The sequence below is a fragment of the Micromonospora sp. DT46 genome (genome assembly GCF_049841735.1).
Taxonomy (GTDB): domain Bacteria; phylum Actinomycetota; class Actinomycetes; order Mycobacteriales; family Micromonosporaceae; genus Micromonospora; species Micromonospora reichwaldensis.
This window is the reverse complement of the sequence record NZ_JBNCKW010000006.1, coordinates 91429-111493: the sequence shown is the minus strand read 5'-3', so window position 1 is coordinate 111493 and position 20065 is coordinate 91429. Positions and strand designations below refer to the sequence as shown.

19 protein-coding genes and 1 pseudogene are annotated in these 20065 nt (G+C 73.3%); 10 read left to right on the top strand and 10 right to left on the bottom strand.

The genetic code is table 11. The features are described 5' to 3' along the window. Nucleotides 1-124: 124 nt before the first annotated feature. Complete coding sequence (locus ACLQ20_RS17590) at nt 125-1585, top strand: menaquinone biosynthesis decarboxylase (RefSeq protein WP_327030241.1); 1461 nt, start codon at nt 125-127, stop codon at nt 1583-1585. Further along, entirely contained in the window at nt 1585-2496 is a 912-nt protein-coding gene (mqnP, locus tag ACLQ20_RS17585; RefSeq protein ID WP_151455000.1) for a menaquinone biosynthesis prenyltransferase MqnP, read from the top strand. The genes ACLQ20_RS17590 and mqnP overlap by 1 nt, the downstream gene beginning before the upstream one ends. A gap of 4 nt (nt 2497-2500) precedes the next feature. Here mqnP and ACLQ20_RS17580 read toward each other — a convergent pair whose 3' ends face one another. After that, nucleotides 2501-3505: a terpene synthase family protein gene (locus ACLQ20_RS17580; RefSeq protein WP_425856585.1), complete on the bottom strand. Its 1005-nt coding sequence runs from the start codon at nt 3503-3505 to the stop codon at nt 2501-2503. Nucleotides 3506-3700: 195 nt separating this feature from the next. Here ACLQ20_RS17580 and ACLQ20_RS17575 point away from each other — a divergent pair, with 195 nt between their 5' ends. Further along, nucleotides 3701-4330, top strand: a complete 630-nt coding sequence (locus tag ACLQ20_RS17575) for a UbiX family flavin prenyltransferase (protein ID WP_151454998.1) — start codon at nt 3701-3703, stop codon at nt 4328-4330. Nucleotides 4331-4396: 66 nt separating this feature from the next. On the opposite strand, the gene ACLQ20_RS17570 is transcribed toward ACLQ20_RS17575, so the two are convergent. After that, on the bottom strand, nt 4397-4663 hold the full coding sequence (locus ACLQ20_RS17570; protein WP_132232190.1) for a BldC family transcriptional regulator: 267 nt from the start codon (nt 4661-4663) through the stop codon (nt 4397-4399). 268 nt (nt 4664-4931) lie between these two features. Between ACLQ20_RS17570 and ACLQ20_RS17565 the strand changes: the two genes are divergently transcribed. The 3 genes from ACLQ20_RS17565 to ACLQ20_RS17555 all read left to right on the top strand — a co-directional run bounded on the left by ACLQ20_RS17565 (nt 4932) and on the right by ACLQ20_RS17555 (nt 7446). Beyond that, on the top strand, nt 4932-5390 hold the full coding sequence (locus ACLQ20_RS17565; RefSeq protein WP_358114451.1) for an Lrp/AsnC family transcriptional regulator: 459 nt from the start codon (nt 4932-4934) through the stop codon (nt 5388-5390). A 114-nt stretch (nt 5391-5504) separates the two neighbouring features. Further along, nucleotides 5505-6332 carry an SDR family NAD(P)-dependent oxidoreductase gene (locus tag ACLQ20_RS17560; protein ID WP_151457416.1) on the top strand — a complete coding sequence of 276 codons (828 nt, stop codon included), beginning with the start codon at nt 5505-5507 and terminating at the stop codon, nt 6330-6332. Between the two features lie 22 nt (nt 6333-6354). Continuing rightward, a complete protein-coding gene (locus ACLQ20_RS17555; protein ID WP_151457415.1) occupies nt 6355-7446 on the top strand; it encodes a PLP-dependent cysteine synthase family protein in 1092 nt (363 codons plus the stop codon). A gap of 98 nt (nt 7447-7544) precedes the next feature. Here the strand turns inward: ACLQ20_RS17555 and ACLQ20_RS17550 are convergent, their stop codons facing one another. The 4 genes from ACLQ20_RS17550 to ACLQ20_RS17535 all read right to left on the bottom strand — a co-directional run bounded on the left by ACLQ20_RS17550 (nt 7545) and on the right by ACLQ20_RS17535 (nt 13570). Beyond that, nucleotides 7545-8165: a putative glycolipid-binding domain-containing protein gene (locus tag ACLQ20_RS17550; RefSeq protein WP_425857207.1), complete on the bottom strand. Its 621-nt coding sequence runs from the start codon at nt 8163-8165 to the stop codon at nt 7545-7547. A 109-nt stretch (nt 8166-8274) separates the two neighbouring features. Next, nucleotides 8275-10089 (bottom strand): DEAD/DEAH box helicase, encoded by a 1815-nt coding sequence (locus ACLQ20_RS17545; protein WP_425856580.1) that lies wholly within the window; start codon nt 10087-10089, stop codon nt 8275-8277. Between the two features lie 196 nt (nt 10090-10285). Beyond that, entirely contained in the window at nt 10286-10777 is a 492-nt protein-coding gene (locus ACLQ20_RS17540) for a hypothetical protein (protein ID WP_425856577.1), read from the bottom strand. Between the two features lie 1197 nt (nt 10778-11974). Continuing rightward, nucleotides 11975-13570, bottom strand: a complete 1596-nt coding sequence (locus ACLQ20_RS17535) for a C40 family peptidase (RefSeq protein ID WP_425856575.1) — start codon at nt 13568-13570, stop codon at nt 11975-11977. Nucleotides 13571-13811: 241 nt separating this feature from the next. On the opposite strand from ACLQ20_RS17535, the gene mqnE reads away from it, so the two are divergent. The 4 genes and pseudogenes from mqnE to ACLQ20_RS17515 all read left to right on the top strand — a co-directional run. Beyond that, entirely contained in the window at nt 13812-14981 is a 1170-nt protein-coding gene (gene mqnE / locus ACLQ20_RS17530) for an aminofutalosine synthase MqnE (RefSeq protein WP_132232180.1), read from the top strand. A 23-nt stretch (nt 14982-15004) separates the two neighbouring features. Then, on the top strand, nt 15005-15427 hold the full coding sequence (locus ACLQ20_RS17525) for a hypothetical protein (RefSeq protein WP_121397114.1): 423 nt from the start codon (nt 15005-15007) through the stop codon (nt 15425-15427). A 43-nt stretch (nt 15428-15470) separates the two neighbouring features. Then, nucleotides 15471-15740 (top strand): DUF4229 domain-containing protein, encoded by a 270-nt coding sequence (locus tag ACLQ20_RS17520; protein ID WP_425856572.1) that lies wholly within the window; start codon nt 15471-15473, stop codon nt 15738-15740. Between the two features lie 83 nt (nt 15741-15823). Continuing rightward, nucleotides 15824-15919: pseudogene (locus tag ACLQ20_RS17515) on the top strand (IS5/IS1182 family transposase); the annotation flags it as partial. 2 nt (nt 15920-15921) lie between these two features. On the opposite strand, the gene ACLQ20_RS17510 reads toward ACLQ20_RS17515, so the two are convergent. From ACLQ20_RS17510 to ACLQ20_RS17495, 4 genes are all read right to left on the bottom strand, one after another. Continuing rightward, nucleotides 15922-16440: a hypothetical protein gene (locus tag ACLQ20_RS17510; protein ID WP_425856569.1), complete on the bottom strand. Its 519-nt coding sequence runs from the start codon at nt 16438-16440 to the stop codon at nt 15922-15924. A gap of 551 nt (nt 16441-16991) precedes the next feature. Then, the gene (locus tag ACLQ20_RS17505; RefSeq protein ID WP_425856566.1) at nt 16992-18026 is read right to left on the bottom strand and encodes a hypothetical protein; all 1035 of its coding nucleotides are present in this window, start codon (nt 18024-18026) and stop codon (nt 16992-16994) included. After that, nucleotides 18026-18532, bottom strand: coding sequence for a SigE family RNA polymerase sigma factor (locus ACLQ20_RS17500; RefSeq protein ID WP_327030253.1), 507 nt, complete (start codon nt 18530-18532; stop codon nt 18026-18028). Before ACLQ20_RS17500 ends, ACLQ20_RS17505 begins: the two co-directional genes overlap by 1 nt. A gap of 143 nt (nt 18533-18675) precedes the next feature. Then, entirely contained in the window at nt 18676-20034 is a 1359-nt protein-coding gene (locus ACLQ20_RS17495) for a C39 family peptidase (protein WP_327030254.1), read from the bottom strand. Nucleotides 20035-20065 lie beyond the last annotated feature (31 nt).

Below are 20065 nucleotides of genomic sequence, written 5' to 3'. Positions count from 1 at the left end.
TCGATGGCGCGGGCTCCGCCGGCAGAAGCGGCCCGGCAGTTTCCGCGCTTCCTCACGGGTGGATCGTCGGTGTCACACCACCCGGCGTGGTCGCCGCCCAGGTCGGTGCGGGAGACTGGCAGGCATGGCGGCTCGTGGCTTCCCGTACACCGATCTCAAGGACTTCCTCGCGGCGCTGGAGCGCGCGGGCGAGCTGCGGCGGGTGAGCGCGCCGGTCGATCCCACCCTGGAGATCAGCGAGATCGTCACCCGGACGGTCCGCGCGGACGGGCCGGCGCTGCTCTTCGAGCGGCCCACCCGGGGCGAGATGCCGGTGGTGATCAACCTCTTCGGCACCGAGAAGCGGATGGCGATGGCGCTCGGCGTCGAGTCGCTGGACGAGGTCGGCGAGCGGATCGGCAACATGCTCAAGCCGGAGCTGCCGGTGGGCCTCTCCGGGATGATGGACGGCCTGGGCAAGGTCAGGCAGCTCACGTCGATGCCGCCGAAGAAGGTCAGGACCGCCCCCTGCCAGCAGGTGGTCTACCGGGGCGACGACGTCGACCTGGACCGGCTGCCGGGGTTGCAGGTCTGGCCGGGTGACGGCGGGATCTTCCACAACTTCGGGCTGACCCACACGAAGCACCCGGAGACCGGCAAGCGCAACCTGGGGCTGTACCGGTTGCAGCAGCACTCGCGGAACAGCATCGGCATGCACTGGCAGATCCACAAGAACTCCACGGCGCACCACGCGGTCGCCGAGCGGCTCGGCCAGCGCCTGCCGGTGGCGATCGCCATCGGCACCGACCCGGCGGTGGCGTACTCGGCCAGCGCGCCGCTCCCCGCCGACATCGACGAATACCTGTTCGCCGGGTACCTGCGCGGCGAGCGGGTCGAGATGGTGGACTGCCTGACCGTCCCGTTGCAGGTGCCGGCGCACGCGCAGATCGTCCTGGAGGGCTACATCGAGCCGGGTGAGCGGCTCCCGGAGGGTCCGTTCGGCGACCACACCGGCTTCTACACCCCGGTGGAGCCCTTCCCGGTGATGCACATCGAGTGCATGACCACGCAGCGCGACCCGGTCTACCACACGATCGTCACGTCGCAGCCGCCCCAGGAGGACCACGGCCTCGGCAAGGCCACCGAGCGGATCTTCGCGCCGCTGCTGCGCTTCCTGATCCCGGACATCGTCGACTACGACCTGCCCGCCGCCGGGGTCTTCCACAACTGCGCGATCGTGTCGATCCGCAAGCGCTACCCGAAGCACGCTCAGAAGGTCATGAACGCGATCTGGGGCGCGCACATGATGTCGCTGACCAAGCTGATCGTGATCGTCGACGAGGACTGCGACGTGCACGACTACAACGAGGTCGCCTTCCGCGCCTTCGGCAACGTCGACTACGCCCGGGACCTGCTGCTTACCGAGGGCCCGGTGGACCACCTCGACCACGCGTCGTACCAGCAGTTCTGGGGCGGCAAGGCGGGCGTCGACGCGACCCGCAAGCTGCCCGCGGAGGGCTACACCCGGGGCTGGCCGGAGGAGATGCGGATGGCCCCCGAGGTCGTCTCCCTGGTCGACAAGCGCTGGAAGGAGTACGGCATCTGATGGCCACCGCCGTCGAACCGGTGCAGCGACCGGGCCGGGTGAAGTCCTTCCTCAAGCTGGTGGCGATCGAGCACTCCGTGTTCGCGCTGCCGTTCGCGTACCTGTCGGCGCTCACCGCCATGCAGGTCGACGGCGGGCGGGTCCGGTGGCTGGACCTGCTGCTGATCACCGTGGCGATGGTCGGCGCGCGGACGTTCGCGATGGCCGCCAACCGGATCCTGGACCGGCGGATCGACGCGCGGAACCCGCGTACCGCCTCCCGGGAGCTGGTCACCGGGGCGGTCAGCGTGCGGACGGCCTGGACCGGCGCGGCGGTCGCGCTCGTGGTCTTCCTCGCCGCCGCCGCCCTGCTCAACCCGCTCTGCCTGGTGCTCGCGCCGCTCGCCGTGGTGCCGCTGGTCGTCTACCCGTACGGCAAGCGGTTCACCAACTGGCCGCACGCCATCCTGGCCGTCGCCCAGGCCGTCGGCCCGGTCGGCGCCTGGCTGGGCGTCACCGGCACCCTCGACGGCTCCTGGCCGGCGTGGCTGCTGGGCGTGGCCGTCGGCCTCTGGATCGGCGGGTTCGACCTGATCTACGCCTGCCAGGACGCCGAGGTGGACCGGCAGATCGGCGTGCACAGCGTGCCGGCCCGCTACGGGCTGCGGTTCGCGCTGCACGCCTCCACCGTCGCGCACGTGGTGACGTTCGCGCTGTTCGTCTGGTTCGGGGCGCTGGTCGGCTTCGGCTGGCTCTGGTGGGTGGGTCTGGCGCTGACCGCCGTCGCCTTCGGCTACCAGCACCTGGTGGTCAGCCCGACCGACCTGAGCAAGGTCAACCGGGCCTTCTTCACCGCCAACGGCTTCGTCGGCATCGCGCTGTTCGTCTTCGCCCTGCTCGACCTGGTCGTCCGCCTCGGCCTGCGCGCCTGACCGGTCAGAAAGGGGCCCCTCCGCCGGCGGCAGCGTCGACGAGGCGGCCTCCTCCGCCGCCGTAGCGGGTGCTCTCCAGGGTCCAGTCGACGGTGGCCCGGACGGCGTTCGCCACCCCGTCGAGGTGGTCGGCGACCGCCCGGTCCAGCGTCGGGCCGAACGACGGCACCCCGGCGCGCAGCTCGACGAAGCGCCGCATCGACGCCCGCCAGCGCTCGGCCGTCAGGCCGACCGCGGTCTCCACCGGCACCCGCTGCTCGGCCGCCGTCGCGAGCACCAGGTTGTGCCCGCCGGAGGTGGCCTCGTCGCGCTCCAACGAGGCGAGGTCGTTGTACCAGGAGAGCAGGTCGTTGCCGGTGTCGGCGATCTCCCGCAGCAGCGGGTGGTGGTGGACCGGGTCGGGCAGCGGGCGGCCGGTGACGAACTCCACCAGCGGATACGACACGTACGCGGCGGAGGTGGCGCGCCGCAGCGCGACGTACTCGGCGACGCCGGGGCGACGGCCGGCCGCCTTGTTCGCCGCCTCCCGCCACGTGCCGTCGAGATGGTCGGCGACGGCCTCGGTGAAGCGCAGCCGCCAGCGGGCCGGCATCCGACGGCGCGGCTCCCGCCACGCGTGCACCAGCAGCCGCCTCAGCGGCCCGGTCAGGCCGGCGTGCCGGAGCCGGGGTCCGGAGTGCAGCAGGGTGAGCGCGCCGGCGCGCAGCGCCCGGATCTGGTCGGCGTCGAGCCGGCCCGGCCGGTCGCACGCGTCGTCGACCAGGAAGAACCAGGTGAACAGGGCCGTCAGCGCCCGCAGGTCGGCCTCGGTGGCGCCGGGGTAGAGCCGGCCGGCGTACCGGGCGACGCCGGCGTGCGCCAGCCGTTGCGGCGCCGCGTCGTCAGTCGCCAGGCCGAGGCCCGGCAGCAGGTCGCCGACCAGCCACTCCTGCACCCGGTCGGCGTGCGGCGAGAGCCGGGGCGGGATGGGGCACTCCGACCGTAGCGACCAGAGGACCTCGCCGGTCATCACCGATTCCTCCCCGGTGCGATCCCGCTTCGCGTGGGAATCGCCACCGGCAGCATGTCAGGCGGGCGGGATGGTCGCGCTCCCGACCCGACATCGCGCCCGTCGGCGCACAACCGACACCTGAGCGGGACATCACGGACGCTCCGGACGGGGGTGCCCGGCATCGGGAGGGGACGACCAGGCAGGCTGGAGGGCATGCGCGAACCATGGGTGGTCGGAGTCTCCGGGGCGTCCGGCACGCCGTACGCGGCGGCCGTCGTGCGGGCGCTGCTCGACGCCGGCGAGCCGGTGGACCTGATCGTCTCCCGGGCCGCCCGGCTGACCGTCCTCGACGAGACCGGACGCCCGTTCCGGGACGCACACTGGGCCGACGACCTCGCCGCCTGGCTGGGCCGCGACCTCGCGGGAGCCGACGTGCGGCACTGGCCCGCCGGCGACCTGGCCGCCGGCCCGAGCAGCGGCTCCTACCGGGTACGCGGGATGGCGGTGGTCCCGGCGAGCACGGCGGCCTGCGCCGGCATCGCGATCGGGCTCTCCAAGGACCTGTTGCAGCGGGCCGCCGAGGTCAACCTCAAGGAGCGCCGGCCGGTGGTGGTGGTGCCCCGGGAGACGCCGGTGACCCGCAGCCACCTGGAGCATCTGATCGCGCTGCACGACGCCGGAGCGGTGGTGCTGCCGGCCAGCCCCGGCTTCTACGGCGCCGGGGCGGCGGCCTCCGCCCCGCAGCTCGTCGACTTCGTGGCCGGCAAGGTGCTGGACGCCCTCGGCGTACCGCACACGCTGTTCCGTCGCTGGTCGGGTGAGCTGGGCGCGGCGCGGGAGTGACCCGGGCCCGGCTCACCGCGACGCGGACCGGAGCTCTCGTCCGGCCCGCGTGATGATCCGCACCATTCAGTACATGCCGGCGTTGGCCGGGCCCGGCCCGGTCGAGGTGGCCGGCCCCGCGTTACGCGGCTTGCCGACGTCTTCCGCCTCGTCCAACATGCCCTCCCCCTCAAGCAGGGCCCGCACCTCGGATTCCCGAAACCGGCGATGCCCGCCTGGAGTCCGGATGCTGCCTATCCGGCCCGCCGCTGCCCATCGCGTCACAGTCTTCGGGTCAACCCGAAACAGCGCGGCAACTTCACCCGGTGTCAGCAGGCGATCTCCAGTGTCCACAGCCCCCTCCTCGCGTCGACGAAGCCCCCGGCTGAACACACTGCCCCCGGCCGGTGCGAGCCCAGAGCCGTCATGAGGGACGTATGGCAATTACAGCACCAGCGACCTGGCCTGTCCGCCAAACGCGAAAAACGCACTGAGTGGGAAGTTAGGAAATATTACCTGCGTGCGGCTCCCTTGACTGTCAGTTTGCGAGCGACTACACCCTGTCATGTCCAACGCGCGCCGGATGCCCGACGTTACGCCCGGACCGCTAGGGTCACAGTCCGTGGACGCCATCGACCTGAGCCTCGTGGAGCTGCTACGCGGCAACGCCCGCCTGTCCTACGCCGAGCTGGCCCGGCAGGTCGGCCTCTCCGCGCCCGCCGTGCACGAGCGGGTCGGCAAGCTGGAGTCCAGCGGCGTGATCCGGGCCTACCGGGCGGAGGTGGAGCCCGAGGCGATCGGCTTCGCCGTCACCGCGCTCATCGGGATCGTCGAGGACTCCGGCGGCGACACCGACGACGTGCTGGAGGCCTTCCGGCAGATGCCCGAGATCGAGTCCTGCTACTTCATGGCCGGCGTCGAGTCGTTCCTGCTCAAGGCCAGGGTCGGCACCATCGCCGAGCTGGAGCGGCTCATCGTGCGGCTGAACCGGACCCCGGGCGTCGCCTCCACCCGGACCGGCATCGCCCTCTCCACGAAGTGGGAGAACCGGCCACAGGCCCCGGTGCCTCCCGCCGCCTGACCCCCCGTCCCTCCCGACGGCCGCGTCCCGCGACCCCCGGCCGTCGGCCTCCGGACGGCCGCGTCCGGAGGCCGACTCTGGCGCGCGGTCGCCGGGCGGCGATAGCGTGCGCCGATGACGAAGCCAGCCCCCGGGACGGCGGTGGTCACCGGCGCGGCCGGCGGCCTCGGCCGCGCCATCGCCGCCGCGCTGCACGCCGACGGCTGGCCGGTGCTCCTCACCGACCACGACGACCAGGCGGTGGCCCGTGCCGCCGCCCCGCTGGGCGGCTGGTCGCGCCGGCTGGACGTACGCGACTCCGACGCCTGTGCCGCCGTCGCCGCCGAGGCCGCCGGCCGGGGCGGGCTCGGCCTCTGGGTGAACAACGCGGGGATCCTCGTCACCGGCCCCTCGTGGGAGCACGACGCGGCGACCCGTCGCCGGGTGGTCGAGGTCAACGCCCTCGGCGCGATGAACGGCACCCTCGCCGCGCTGGCCGTCATGCGGGGGCAGGGGCACGGGCACGTGGTCAACGTCGTGTCGCTGGCCGGCCTGGTGGCCGCGCCCGGCGAGACCGTCTACGCGGCCAGCAAGCACGCCCTCGTCGCGTTCAGCATCGGCACCCTCGCCGACCTGCGGCTGGCCGGGCACCGGGGCGTACACGTGTCGTGCCTGTGCCCGGACGGGATCTGGACGCCGATGCTGCACGACCGGCTCGACGACCCGGGCGCCGCAGCCTCCTTCACCGGGACGCTGCTGACCCCCGAGCGGGTGGCCCGGCGGGCCGCGCGGCTGGCCCGGCGGCCCCGCCCGGTGGTCAGCGTCCCCCGCTGGCGCGGCGCGCAGGTCCGGCTCCTCGACGCGCTGCCCGGCGTCGCCGTGCGCCTCGCCCCGCTGATCCTCGCGGCCGGCAGGGCCGGGCAGCGCCGCCAGCGCCGGCGGATCGGGGCCGGTCCGCAGTGAGCGGGCTTGCTAAGTTTCGAACGTGACTCACATCGACCGGTGCGACGAGGCCAGCCGGCGCTGGGTGACCGAGGCGATCGCCGCCGTGGAGGCGGACGCCAACCGCTCCGCCGACACCCACCTGCTGCCGTTCCCGCTGCCCCGGTCGTGGGGGATCGACCTCTACCTCAAGGACGAGTCGGTGCACCCGACCGGCTCGCTGAAGCACCGGCTGGCCCGTTCGCTCTTCCTCTACGGGCTGTGCAACGGCTGGATCGGCCCGGAGACCACGATCGTGGAGGCGTCCTCCGGCTCGACGGCGGTCTCCGAGGCGTACTTCGCGCGGATGCTGGGGCTGCCGTTCATCGCGGTGATGCCCGCCTCCACCTCGCCGGAGAAGATCGTCCAGATCGAGTTCCAGGGTGGCCGCTGCCACCTCGTCGACGACCCGGCCAAGGTGGTCGTGGAGGCCCGCTGGCTGGCGGAGGACTCCGGCGGGCACTTCATGGACCAGTTCACCTACGCCGAGCGCGCCACCGACTGGCGGGGCAACAACAACATCGCCGAGTCGATCTACGCGCAGCTCGCCCTGGAACGGCACCCGGTGCCGGCGTGGGTCGTGGTGGGCGCCGGCACGGGCGGCACCAGCGCCACCATCGGCCGGTACGCCCGCTACCAGCGGCTGCCCACCAAGTTGTGCGTGGTCGACCCGGAGAACTCCGCGTTCTATCCCGCCTGGCAGGCCGCCGACTGGTCGGTGCGCACCGGGCGGGGCTCCCGCATCGAGGGCATCGGCCGGCCGACCGTCGAGGCGTCGTTCGTGCCGTCGGTGGTGGACCGGATGGTCCAGGTCCCCGACGCCGCCTCGCTGGCCGCCATGCGCGCCGGCTCGGCCGTGCTCGGCCGCCGGGTGGGCGGCTCGACCGGCACCAACCTGTGGGGCGCCTTCGGGCTGATCGCGGAACTGCTCGCCGAGGGCCGCACCGGCTCGGTGGTCACCCTGATCTGCGACGCCGGCGACCGCTACGCCGACACCTACTACTCCGACGACTGGCTGGCCGCCCAGGGACTGGACCTCACCCCGCACCTGGCGACCGTCGAGCGCTTCCTCAGCACGGGCACCTGGCCGGCCTGAGCCGCCTCGCTGACCTGCGCCGCCTGCCTGGCTGAGCCGCGGGGCGGCCGAGCCAGCCTGGCCGGCCCGGGCCGTCGGGGGAGGCGCCCGCAACCCGGTCAGCGCGGGTCGACGCGCTCGGCCAGCCCGGGGTAGCGCACCACGTAGCCGTCGCCGTCGAGGTCGATGTCGGCGGTGAAGGTGTCGCTGGTGAAGCGGACCCGGCCGGGGCCGAGCGGGGTGTAGACCTGCTCGGCGGGCACCACCAGCAGACTGGGCACCAGCACCCAGGCGACGTCGATCCGGTGCGGGGTGTCGGCCGCGGCGCGGGGCAGCCCGAGCCGGCGCACCGGTAGCGCGTTGAACAGCGCCGCCCCGCCGAGGTCGACGTCCACCGCCCCGGCCAGCCGGTCCGGGTCGTCGGTGCCGGGAAGCCCGACCGGCGGGTGGCCGGCCGCCCGCAGCGCCGCGTCCAGGTCACCCTGCTCGGCGGTGGTCACCCGCCACCCGTCGGTCGCCCGCTCCAGGCGTACGCTCCGCAGCCACCCGGTGCCCTCCGCCTCGACCTCGACGCGGAGGGCAGCCCACTCGGGGTCGGTGGCGAGCTGGTAGCGGCAGGTGTAGGGGATCGGGTCGACGGCCGTGAGCGTGCCCCGCGCCGTCAGTCCACGGCCGTCGTCGAACAGCGCGTGCTCCGCGCCGGCGGTGTCCGTCCGGGTCCAGAAGAGCGACTTCGGCATGGTCGGCATGAGCCGGACGTTACGCGACCCGGGCGGCACCGGCAGCGGATGCGCGAACGCCGCCGCGGAGCCTGGGCCCCGCGACGGCGTTCGTGGATGACGCTGTCGGTCAGTGGGTACGCGCCGGCGGACGCCCGCCGAAGCCCCGCCGATCGTCGCGCGGCCGGTCGTCGCGCCCCCGGCCCTCGGGCCGGAAGCCGCCCCGGTCGCCGAAGCGCCGCTCGCCCTGCGGCCGGTCACCGTAGCCACGGCTGTCCGTGGACCGGTCCCCGTAGCCACGGCTGTCGGTCGGGCGGTCGGAGTAGCCACGGCTGTCGGTCGGCCGGTCGCCGTAGCGGCGCTCGCCCTGGGGGCGGTCGCCGTAGCCGCGGCTGTCGGCGGGCCGGTCGGAGTAGCGGCGTTCGCCCTGGGGCCGGTCACCGTAGCCACGGCTGTCGGCGGGCCGGTCGGAGTAGCGGCGCTCGCCCTGCGGGCGGTCGCCGTAGCCACGGCCGTCGGTCGGGCGGTCGCCGTAGCGCCGCTCGCCCTGGGGCCGGTCGCCGTAGCGGCGCTCGCCCCGGGTGTCACGGTCGCCGTAGCGGCGCGGGCCGCCCGGCCGGTCGCCGTGCCGGCGCGGCTCCTCGGCCTCGATGCGCACCGGGACGCCGCTCGGCTCACGGGCGCCGGTCAGCTCGGCGAGCGCCGGGTCGCCGACCCGCACCCGGGTCTCGGCCGGTGCCACGCCGGCCTTCTCCAGCATGGCGAGCGTGGTCCGCCGCTGCTTCGGCAGCACCAGCGTGGCCACCGCGCCGGACTCGCCGGCCCGGGCGGTACGCCCCGCGCGGTGCAGGTAGTCCTTCGGGTCCTTCGGCGGGTCGACGTGCAGCACCAGCGAGACACCGTCGACGTGGATGCCCCGGGCGGCCACGTCCGTGGCGACCAGGACGTTCACCCGTCCCTCACGGAACTCGGCCAGCGTGCGGGTACGCATCCGCTGGGTCTTGCCGCCGTGCAGCCCGCCCGCCCGTACGCCGACGGCGGCCAGCTGCTCGACCAGCCGGTCGACGCCGAGCTGGGTGCGGGCGAAGACCATCGTCCGACCGTCCCGGGCCGCGATGGACGCGGCGACCGGGAACTTGTCGTGCGGCGGGATCAGCAGCATGTGGTGGTCCATGGTGGACACCGAGGCGGTGGACGGGGCGGTGGAGTGCGTCACCGGGTCGGTCATGAACCGCTTGACCAGCGCGTCGACGTCGCCGTCCAGGGTGGCCGAGAAGAGCAGCCGCTGGGTGCCGGCCGGCGTCTTCGCCAGCAGTTCGGTGACCTCGGGCAGGAAGCCCATGTCGGCCATCTGGTCGGCCTCGTCGAGGACCGTGACCTCGATGTCGTCCAGGTGGCAGACGCCCCGGGCGATCAGGTCGCCCAGCCGGCCCGGGGTGGCCACGATGATCTCCACCCCGCGCCGCAGCGCGTCGATCTGCCGGTCGTACGGCACGCCGCCGACGGCGGTCTTCAGGAACACGCCGACGGCCTTGCCGAGCGGCATCAGCGCGTCGTTGACCTGCATCGCGAGTTCCCGGGTCGGCACCAGGACCAGGGCCCGGGGGCGCAACGGCCGGGCCCGGTTGCGGTCGGCCACCAGGGCCAGCAGGGGCAGGCCGAAGGCCAGGGTCTTGCCGGAGCCGGTCTGGCCACGGCCGAGGACGTCGCGGCCGGCGAGCGCGTCGGGCATGGTGGCGCGCTGGATCTCGAACGGGGTGGTGATGCCCTGCCGGGCGAGCGCCTGGACCAGCGGCTGGGGCAGCCCCAGCGCGGCGAAGTCGGTGGCCTCGGGCGTCACCGGGGCGGCCGGGTCCTGGACGGTGCCGTCCCGCTCGACGGCGGTCTGCGCGTCGGCGGTGTCGAGGGCGGGCAGGAACGTGCTGGGTTCAGCAAAGGTCGTCAAGAAATGCCTTTCGAGCGGGGCGCATCTTCGCGATGGCCTGCCGCAGCTGAACGCCGCCGAATCGCCCGCAAGATCGCCCATGGGCGCGCAGGGCGCGCCGGGTCAGTGATCCCCACCAGTGTACGGCGACAGGGCGAACCCGCCACCCGACCACGGACGGGTAGTGGGCGGGCTCACCATCGACGTCGTACGCGGCTCACTTGTTCAGGACGCCGCCCACCAGCCCACCCACCGTGTCGTTGGCGAGCAGCACGACCAGCACGCTGATCGCCACGAGCAGGCCCAGCGAGGCGGCCAGGACGACCACCACCTTGGCGGTGCTGGAGCGCTGCTCGGTGGGGGTCTCCGTCCAGCCCTGGGCCAGGATGTGCCCGGTCAACGAGCCGGAGTTCTCCACCGGGTTGTTCGGGAACGACACGGTGCTGAAGCCCGGGCCCTCGGTGCCGGCTCCGGCGCCCGCGCCGTAGATGGTGCCCAGGTCGGGTCCGCCGTCGTAGCGGCCCGCGGGGGCGCCCCCGGCCTGCCCGACGCGCGTGGCCGAGCCGCCGCCGTCGACGCGACCGCTCAGCCGGCGTGCCTCCCGGGGCGCGGCGGCCGGCTCGGCACCACCGGGCCGGCGGTCACCCGGGTTGGTGGGCGGCGGCCAGCCCGGCAGTGCGGGAGCGGGCACCACCGGCGGCCCGGACACCGGAGGTGCGGAGAACGGCGGCGCGACCGCCGGAGGTGCGGAGAACGGCGGCGCGGATGCCGGCGGTGCGGAGAACGAGGGCGCTACCGCCGGGGGCGCGGAGAACGGCGGCGCGGATGCCGGCGGTGCGGAGAACGACGGCGCTACCGCCGGGGGCGCGGAGAACGGCGGCGCGGATGCCGGAGATGCGGAGAACGACGGCGTGACCACCGGCGGCGCGGAGAACGGCGGCGCGCCCGCGACGGGGCCCGGTGCCGGTCCGGCGCTCGCGGCGGCCGTGAGGGGCGGCGGCGGGAACGGTGGCGCCGGCGTCGGGCCGGGCGGGGGCGGCGGCCCGGGTGGCGGCGTGGGCGGAGCCGGCACGGGCGGTACCGGTGCCGGCGGCCTGGGCCCCGGTCCCGGGGGCACCGGGCCGGGCGGGTAGGGACCGGGGACCGGCGGCGTCGGGGCCGGGACGGGAGGGGCCGGCGACGGCGGGTTCGGACCAGGTACCGGCGGAGTGGGGGCCGGCGCCGGCTCGGGCTCCGGGACGGGCGGGGTCGGCGGCTGCGCTGGCTCCGGCGGCTGGGCGGGCTCCGGCGGCTCCGGGTTGACCGGCGCCGCCCGGTAGATCCGGGCCTCGCCCGTCCGGGAACGGATGGCCCCGGCCTCGTCCGCCGAGATCCGCCGCATGCCCGGTACGGCGGCGCTGGCCCGCGCCCCCGCCGTGCCCCGCTGACCGGGGACCGGGGTGGCCGCCGGGGCACCCGTCCCGGCGGCCCGGTAGGTGGTGCCGGCGCTCGGGCCGGTCGGCGGCACCGCCTCGCTCCCGCCGGGCGCGGCGGCGGTGGCCACGGACACCCGGCCCCGGGCCGGCGCGTCGGGCTGTCGGCGTACGTCGTCGGAGGGCGGCTCGGTCGACGACCCGGACGGCCCCGCCGCGCCGTCGGCTGTGGCCGGCGTCGGTGCGCCGACGGACGTCAGGGGATGCGGTGCCCCGGCACCGCTCCGGTCGGGCGCGGATCCGTGGTCGACCGGCTCCGCCGGAACCTCTTGCTCGGCCATGCTCGCCCTCCGCGCACGCTCGCGCCCGGATCCGCGACATCGGACCGGGCGTGCCTGTCTGTCACCGTGCCACATTCCGGCCCGACGGCACAGCCGGAGCGTGTTCCGGGGGCGATGTCGGGCCGATCCCGTCGGTCGGCCCGGGGACCGTGGTCAGCTGCCGGAGCTCGCCGAGGCGGTGGCCGACGTGCTGGCCGAGGTGCTGGCCTCCGGATCGGAACTGCTCTGCGCCGTGGTCGGCGCCACACTGCCCCCCGAGGGGCTCGGCGACGAGGCGTCCGAGCTGCTCGGGGACGGCGACGGCGAGGTCGACGTGTCGGGCGTGGGCGTGGGCGAGGGGGTGCCGGTCGGCGTCGGGGACGGCGAGGTCGACGGTGACGTCGACGGGCTCGGCGACGGCGAGGTCGGCGAGGTCGGCTTCGGGCTGGTCGGCGGCTTCGTCGCGGGCGGCTTGCTCGGCGTCGGCGTCGGCGATGGGGTGCTGACCGGTGCGGGCACCGCCCCGATGACGCGGGTGGCGGCGTAGAGGCGCGACCAGCGCACGGTGGAGATCTTCACCACGTCGCCGGTGGTCGGCGCGTGGATCATCTTGCCGCCGCCGACGTACATGCCCATGTGGTGGATCGTCGTCCAGCTGGTGCCGGAGGCGAAGAAGAGCAGGTCACCGGGGAGCAGCGCGGTGCGGGACACGGTGCGGGACCGGGTGGCGTAGTACTGGTCCCGGGAGACCCGGGGCAGCCCGTAGTAGCCCGCCGACCGGTAGGCGGCGTAGATGAGGCCGGAGCAGTCGAACCGGTCCGGCCCCTCGGCGGCCCACAGGTAGGGGTCGCCGAGCTGCGCCTTGGCGTACGCCAGGGCCTTCAGCGCCGTCGGGTGGGCGGCCAGTCCGTTGGCGGTCTCGTTGCCGAGGTAGCCGGCGCCGAGGCGCTGCTCGGCGGCCTCCTGCTGGCGTTCGATCTCGACGAGCTGGGCGGCGTTGTCCCGCTTCAGCTTGTCCAGCTTCTTCTCGGCCGCGCGCAGGGCCTTCTCGCCGGCGGAGTATTCCGTCCTGGCGCCCGTGAGGCGGGAGTCGGCCGAGACCATCGCCTGGCTGGCGGCCTGCTCGCCGGTGCGGGCCCGGGACACCTCGCCCTGGGCGGCGGTGGTGCCGCCCTCGGCCTTCTCGCCCCGGATGATCCGGGAGAGCCGGCTCAGTTCGTGCAGGTCGTTGGCGAACTCGCCCGGCGGGAGGGCGGCGGCGGCCTTGAAGGCGCCCGCGGCGGCGGCGTCGGCGCCCTCCTGGGCGCGCGCCACCGCGTCCCGGGCGAGGGCGAGGTTGCGCTCGGCGGTGGCACGCTGCGTCTCGGCCTCGGTGCGCTTCTGCTGGAGCAGGAGCAGCTGGTCACGGAGCTGCCCGACCTGGGCCTCGGCGGCGTAGATCTGGGCGGCGAGCGGGCCGCTGCCGACGTTGCCGGCCGGCACGCCGGGGACCGTGCCCGGCAGCCCGGGGACCGTGCCCGGCAACCCCGGGACCGTGCCCGGCAACCCCGGGACCGGCGTGCCGCCGGGGAGCTGGAGCTGGCCGCTGTAGGACGGCCGGGACCCGGTGTCGGGGACGCTGGTGGGCAGCGACGGGTCGGCCTGGACCGGGTTGGCGAGGACCGTGGCGGCGACGGCGCCGAGCAGGGCGGACCAGAGCGCCGGGCGCAGGACCGGCGAGATCACCGGACTCCGCCGTCGCTGCCGTCGCCCGTGCCTGCTGTCGCCCATTCCGCTCCCCGTCCGGCCTGCGTCGCCGCGCCGGGTGGGCGCGGCCGTCGGGACGCTACCAGTGTGTGGCGAACGTCCCACCCTGTCTTACCGCACCCAGGCAACGATGTCGATGCGTCGGCAGGTAACAGGAGCCTGAGAGTTCGGTGAACCGGCGCACGGGGGCCGACCATGCTGCGGCGGCGTCGGCGGGCCGACGTACGCTCGATTCCTACCGCAGGTGGAAGGGACGTGGCTTTCGATGGACGCCGGACTCAAGCGTGAGCTCGAAGCGAAGGTGTACGCCGGCGAGCGGCTGACCCGTGAGGACGGGATCGCCCTCTACGACAGCGACGACCTCGCGTGGCTCGGCCGGCTGGCGCACCACCGGCGCACCGAGCTCAACGGCGACCGGGTGATGTTCAACGTCAACCGGCACCTCAACCTGACCAACGTCTGCTCCGCCTCGTGCGCGTACTGCTCGTTCCAGCGCAAGCCGGGCGAGAAGGACGCCTACACGATGCGCATCGACGAGGCGGTCCGCAAGGCCAAGGAGATGGAGGACGAGCAGCTCACCGAGCTGCACATCGTCAACGGCCTGCACCCGACCCTGCCCTGGCGCTACTACCCGAAGGTGCTGCGCGAGCTGAAGGCGGCGCTGCCGAACGTGAAGCTCAAGTGCTTCACCGCGACCGAGGTGCAGTGGTTCGAGAAGATCAGCGGGCTGAGCGCCGACGAGATCCTCGACGAGCTGATGGACGCCGGCCTGGAGTCGCTGACCGGCGGCGGCGCGGAGATCTTCGACTGGGAGGTCCGCCAGCACATCGTCGACCACGCCTGCCACTGGGAGGACTGGTCGCGGATCCACGCCCTGGCGCACAGCAAGGGCATGAAGACCCCGGCGACGATGCTCTACGGTCACATCGAGGAGCCCCGGCACCGGGTGGACCACGTGCTGCGGCTGCGCGAGCTCCAGGACGAGACCGGCGGCTTCGCGGTCTTCATCCCGCTGCGCTACCAGCACGACTTCGTCGACTCGGCGGACGGCAAGATCCGTAACCGGATCCAGGCCCGGACGACGATGGCGTCGCCGGCCGAGTCGCTGAAGACCTTCGCGGTCTCCCGGCTGCTCTTCGACAACGTCCCGCACGTGAAGTGCTTCTGGGTCATGCATGGGCTGTCGGTCGCCCAACTCTCGCTCAACTTCGGCGTCGACGACCTGGACGGCTCGGTCGTCGAATACAAGATCACCCACGACGCCGACTCGTACGGCACCCCGAACACGATGCACCGGGACGACCTGCTGCACCTGATCTGGGACGCCGGCTTCCGCCCCGTCGAGCGGAACACCCGCTACGAGGTGGTCCGCGAGTACGACGCCCCCGCGTCCCTGGCCGAGCGCCGCGCCGAGCCGCAGCAGGTCTGGGCCTGAGCCGGCACGTACCCTTCCAGACCATGACCGAGCAGCGGAGCGGATTCCCCCGGCGGGACGCCGAGGGGCGCATCCTCACCCTGGGCGACCTGCTCGGGGTGAGCCTGGCCGGCCTGGTCATCGGCGTGCTGGCGGTGGTGCTGTTCGACTGGGCGTTCGCGCTCATCGGCAGCGGCGAATTCGGGCGGTCGAACGGCTGGCTGGCGATCATCCTGCCGGCCTGGCTGTTCTGGGACGACTTCCGCGCCTGGGAGTTCGGCGCGGCCCGGGTGGTGTCGGCGCTGGCGGCCGCCGCCGTGGGCGTGGTCGCCGGGCTGGTGGTGGCCGGCCTCGCCGCCGGTCTCCCGCCGCTGCTCTCCGGTGGGCTGGGGGCGGCGACCTTCACCCTCGGGTACGCGGTGGTCTGGTTCCACGGCGTCCACTGGCTGGCCCGCCGGACGGGCTGAACCTGCCGCCGGAACCCCGGCGGCGGAGAACGGAGTGCGGAACGTGAGCGCGGCGGTCAAGTACACGCTGGGCCGGCTCGGCCTGTTCGTCGCCGTGCTGGCGGCCCTCTGGCTGGTCGAGATGAACATCTTCATCAAGCTGATGGTGGCGCTGGCCTTCTCGGCCGCCCTGTCGTTCTTCCTGCTGAAGGGCTGGCGGGACGAGATGGCCGAGGAGATGGCCACCGCCGCCGAGCGTCGTCGCGCCGAGAAGGAGCGGCTCCGCTCCGCCCTCGCCGGCGAGGACGAGGACCGGGAGACGCCCGCCAGCTAGCGCTCGACGTCGACGAGCCCGCACGTCGCCGTGGCCACCGTCGCCCAGGCGTTCACCGCCGCTCGCTGAGACCAGCCCCCCGCGGCGGCGTGCGGACCCCGTTCAGACGGCGCCGTTATCGGCCGAAGCTTTCACGCCGGCAGAAGGCCGTGAACCGGGCGTACGCGAAGATCCGCGCCAGTTACGCAGGTCTTCCGCGCCGGATGACTGCGACGTCGGTCGCTTCAGCGCACGGCCACAGGTCCAGGTGGTAGTCGAAGTGCGGACCTGGTTCGATCGAATACGCCAGTGTCGGCGTTGCCGGCGGGCCCGACGGCAGGTGCGAGACTCGGATCCGGTACTGCCCAACCGGGATCTCGACACGGTGCTGCGGCCCAGGAAGCTCCATGCATCCGAAGACGTGTACGACGCCACTCGGCACGGTGAGATCCGCCTCCACGACGTGCTCGGCATCAGCCAGCAACGGCGGGCAGGAATGGTGCACCTGCAGAGCCGTCTCGACGTGGTCGCTGCGGGCCGTGCCGATCGCGATCGAACATGGGCCGTCCAGGCCGATGCGCCATACCTCGACGGCCTCGTCCGACCACGCCTCCGGCCAGTCGTAGTCCTCGTCTTCCTCGGCCGCGACCTGCCCATCGACATCCTGGATGTAAAACTGGGCATGATCGGCGAAAACGACAGCGCGTCGTACCTGATCCACCGCCGAAGCCTATTCGGACGAGGCACGCTGCTGCCCACCGCACCACCACGCTGACAACCTCGCGCTCATCCGGGTCGAGTGAGGTGATCTCAGCGATTTGCGGTGGTACCCCGCGTCTGCGAACGCAGTTGCTGTCGGGCAGGTGCCGGGCATCGCCTCGGTCAGATTGCCAGACGCCACATCAGCAGGGCGCCGGGGATCAGCCCGGACAGCGACAGTGTGAGTACGGCGAGCACGAGGCAACCGGAACTCTTCGGGTGGTAGGTCTGCCCGGTATGTATGTCGCGCCTCGAGTCGGAGTTCGGCAGGCGAATGGGTTCCCCTGCGTTTATGTCATCTCCTGCCTCCCGCCCCCAGCAGTACATGCATTCGCCTGAGTAGTTCTTTGACCGGCCACACTTCGAGCAGTCAGCCACATTCGCCTCCCTCGATGGGTCGCCGAGTGTAGTCCGCCGACGACTCTGCCGGTGTCCTGTCCGACTCCCGCATGCCCCTCGCAGATGAGCGAACGGTTGGATCCTCCAACGCCTCCATCGACGCCGGGGGCGGTGTCACCAGGTGTCGGGATGGTCGAGGTCGCGGACCGGCTGGTACCCGCTAAGAATCGTCAGGCCTTCCGGCTCGGTGTAGCCGTTCCCCCAACCCTTGAGGAACGCCTCGACGACGCACGGCTCGACGAACATCTCCAGCACGTCGCTGCCCTGCCGGCGAGCCCGGTAGGGCCCTGCGACGAGGTCGGCTTCCCTGGCGTCGCGCCCCGGCACGGGTTGCGCCCGAACCGTCAGCCAGCGCCCGGAATCGTCCCCTACCGTCAGCGAGGCCTCATCGAAGGAGCCGTGCTCCGACCGGGAAAGCGTGACCGAGCATCCGAGCAGCCGCCCACCCGGCGGCAGTGACCGCAGGCGGAACGGCACCACGCAGCGGTGGGCGCCGTCGAACCGGACGCGACTCGCCGCGTCCGTCGCCTCGTCGCGGCCGGTCGCGTAGATGTCGAGCTGAGCCCAGAGCCCGTCAACGGGTTGCCAACGGACGAACCACAGCTTCGTATCGAGCCAAGCGACCCCCGGGCGGCCTCCGACTCGCACATCGGTCGGCGGCTGCGGTCGCCCCGCCGACGACAGCGTCTGCTGTAGCCCGTCGAGCGTCGCGACGCTGCGCGCCAACGCGAACCGGGCCTGCCCGGTCGGGCCCCGGAACTCGACGCTCTCGACCCCACGGCCGGCGCTCCAGGTCGCGGACGAGGCGCCGCTGACCAGGCTGTCGGTCGTGAAGTGCACCACGCCGGGATCGGCCCCCACGACCTCGGGCCGTGCGATGGCGCCGGGCTGGCCCGGTGCGTCCGGCAGCACGAGTGCCGTGGCCGACATGGTCCCGCCATCGGGTGCCCGACCGGACGGAATCACCATGACCGCCGCGGCCAGGACGACGCACGCCGCTGCCGTCCCCCCGGCGGTCAACCAGCGGCGGCGCAGTCGGAGGCGGTGGCCGCGACGCCGGGCGTGTGCCACGATCGGCGCAGGGTCGATGTCGCCGCCCGCGTGGTGCTTGAGCGTCGTGGCGAGCTGCTGATCGAGGTTGCTGGACATCAGAACTCTCCTCCTGTCCGGGCGGAGGCGGATGCGGTTGCTTCCTGCCGCTCGCGGAGTGCCGTCAGGGCCCGCTTCGCGTGGGTACGGACTGTGCCGGTGGAGCAGTCCATGATCTCGGCGATCGACGCGTCGTCGAGATCCTCGTAGTAGCGCAGGACGATCACGGTGCGTTGACGCGCCGGCAGGGTGCGGACGAGCCGCCACAGCGCGTCGCGTTCGGCGACACCGGCGGCCTCGTCCGTGGCGCCCGGCCGATCGTGCACGTCGGCGACGGAGATCTCCTGGCTGCTGCGCCGGCGCCACCACGAGTGGTGGGCGTTGACGAGCATCCGTCGGACGTACGCATCGGGCCGATCCGTCCGGGAGATGCGCGCCCAGCGGGCGTACGCCCTGGCGAGGACATCCTGAACCAGGTCCTCGGCCCGATGCTCGTCACCGGTCAGCAACCGGGCGAGCCGCACCAGCGCCGAAGTGCGGGCGAACGCGTACTCCTCGAACGTCACGCCCTATCAACGTCGCAAGTCGGCCAACCCGTAGACATCCGGCCAGCATCTCTCGAAGGACGGGACTCGTCCGGAACGGCCGAGGGGCCCGGTCGCCGGCCTGAGCCGGGCGACGCGGACCCCTCGATTGGGTCGGTGTCAGGTCACCAGTTGGTGGAGCCGGCCACCTTCGGCCACGGCTTCGTCGTGGGCTTGATCAGGTAGACGACGCCGCCGGGGCCGCCGGACACCCCGCCGCTGGCGTTGATCCGCTTGGTCCGCAGCCAGATCTGCTCGAACTGCTCACGCTTGTAGACGTTGCGCACCACGTCGTTGCTCGACGAGGCCGGGTCGTTGACGATCACGTCGCCCTCGGCGGTGAAGCCGACGATGACGAACAGGTGTCCCGAGGTGCCGTAGTTCGCCCCGTCCAGCTCGCTGGCGAGGAAGGACTGGCTGGTCACGACCGGGATACCGGCGGCGATGAAGCGCTCCACCTCGTCCAGCGAGTGCAGCCGGGTGACCCGTCCCTCCAGGCCGGGGAAGCTGGCGGCGTACGCGGTGTTGAAGGGCCAGTTGCCGGCGCCGTCGTACTGGTAGTCGTAGACCATCCGGGCGGCGTGGTTGACCGTCGGGTCCGGGTAGGTCGGGTCGACCCAGGAGGTCTCCTCCTCGGACGCCTTGCGGCCCCAGTACTCGATCACCATCGTGGTGGACGTGGGGGAGCACCAGGCCTGGCCGCCGCCGTCGTACTCGGGGTAGTGGCCGGCGTGGACGTTCTGCGAGTAGCGGGGGACGCGGAGTTCCTTGCCCCAGGCGATGCCGCCCTTGCTCGGCTCGACGGTGAACCGGTCGGGGACGTTCGAGCTCATCGCCCCCAGGGTGTGGACCACCGGCGCGGCCTGCTGGCCCGGCGCCCGGTAGAGGGTCAGCCGCAGCTGGTACCCCCGCAGCAGCACCCCGACGGAGGCGTCGTCGATGCTGAAGGTGTCGGTCCAGATGGTCGACCAGGGGTCGCCCTGCCGGTTGACGCTGGTGCGCTTGATGTCGGCGTCACCGGAGGCCCACCGGCCCATCACGTACCACTTGGTCTGGACGCCGGTGTTGTACGTGCCCTGCATCTCCACCTGGATCCAGGTGCCGGCCGGGGTCTTCGCGTTCCACGAGGCGATCAGCTCGGTGGCGTCGAACCCGACCTGGGTGACCGGGGAGGTCCAGGTCGCGTACTCCCAGCTCTTGGTGACGCCGGTGTGCGGGTCGGTGTAGTCGGTGGTGCCGAGCGGCCGGGCCAGCGTCACGCCCGGCCGGAGGCCGGGGACGGCCTTGGTGCCGGCGTGGGTGCCGCGACGCCAGTCGGGGTAGCGGGACCAGTCCTGGAAGGTGATCTGTTCGTCGTGGACCACCGGTCGTTTGGTCGACGGGGCCGCGACGGGTGCGGCAGCGACGGCGGGTGCCGCGGTGCCGAGAAGGGAGAGTGCGGTGGCGGCCGCGAGGGCGGCCGTACGCAGGCGTGTTCTGGCCATGGGTCCTCCGCAGGGACGGACGATCGTTGCG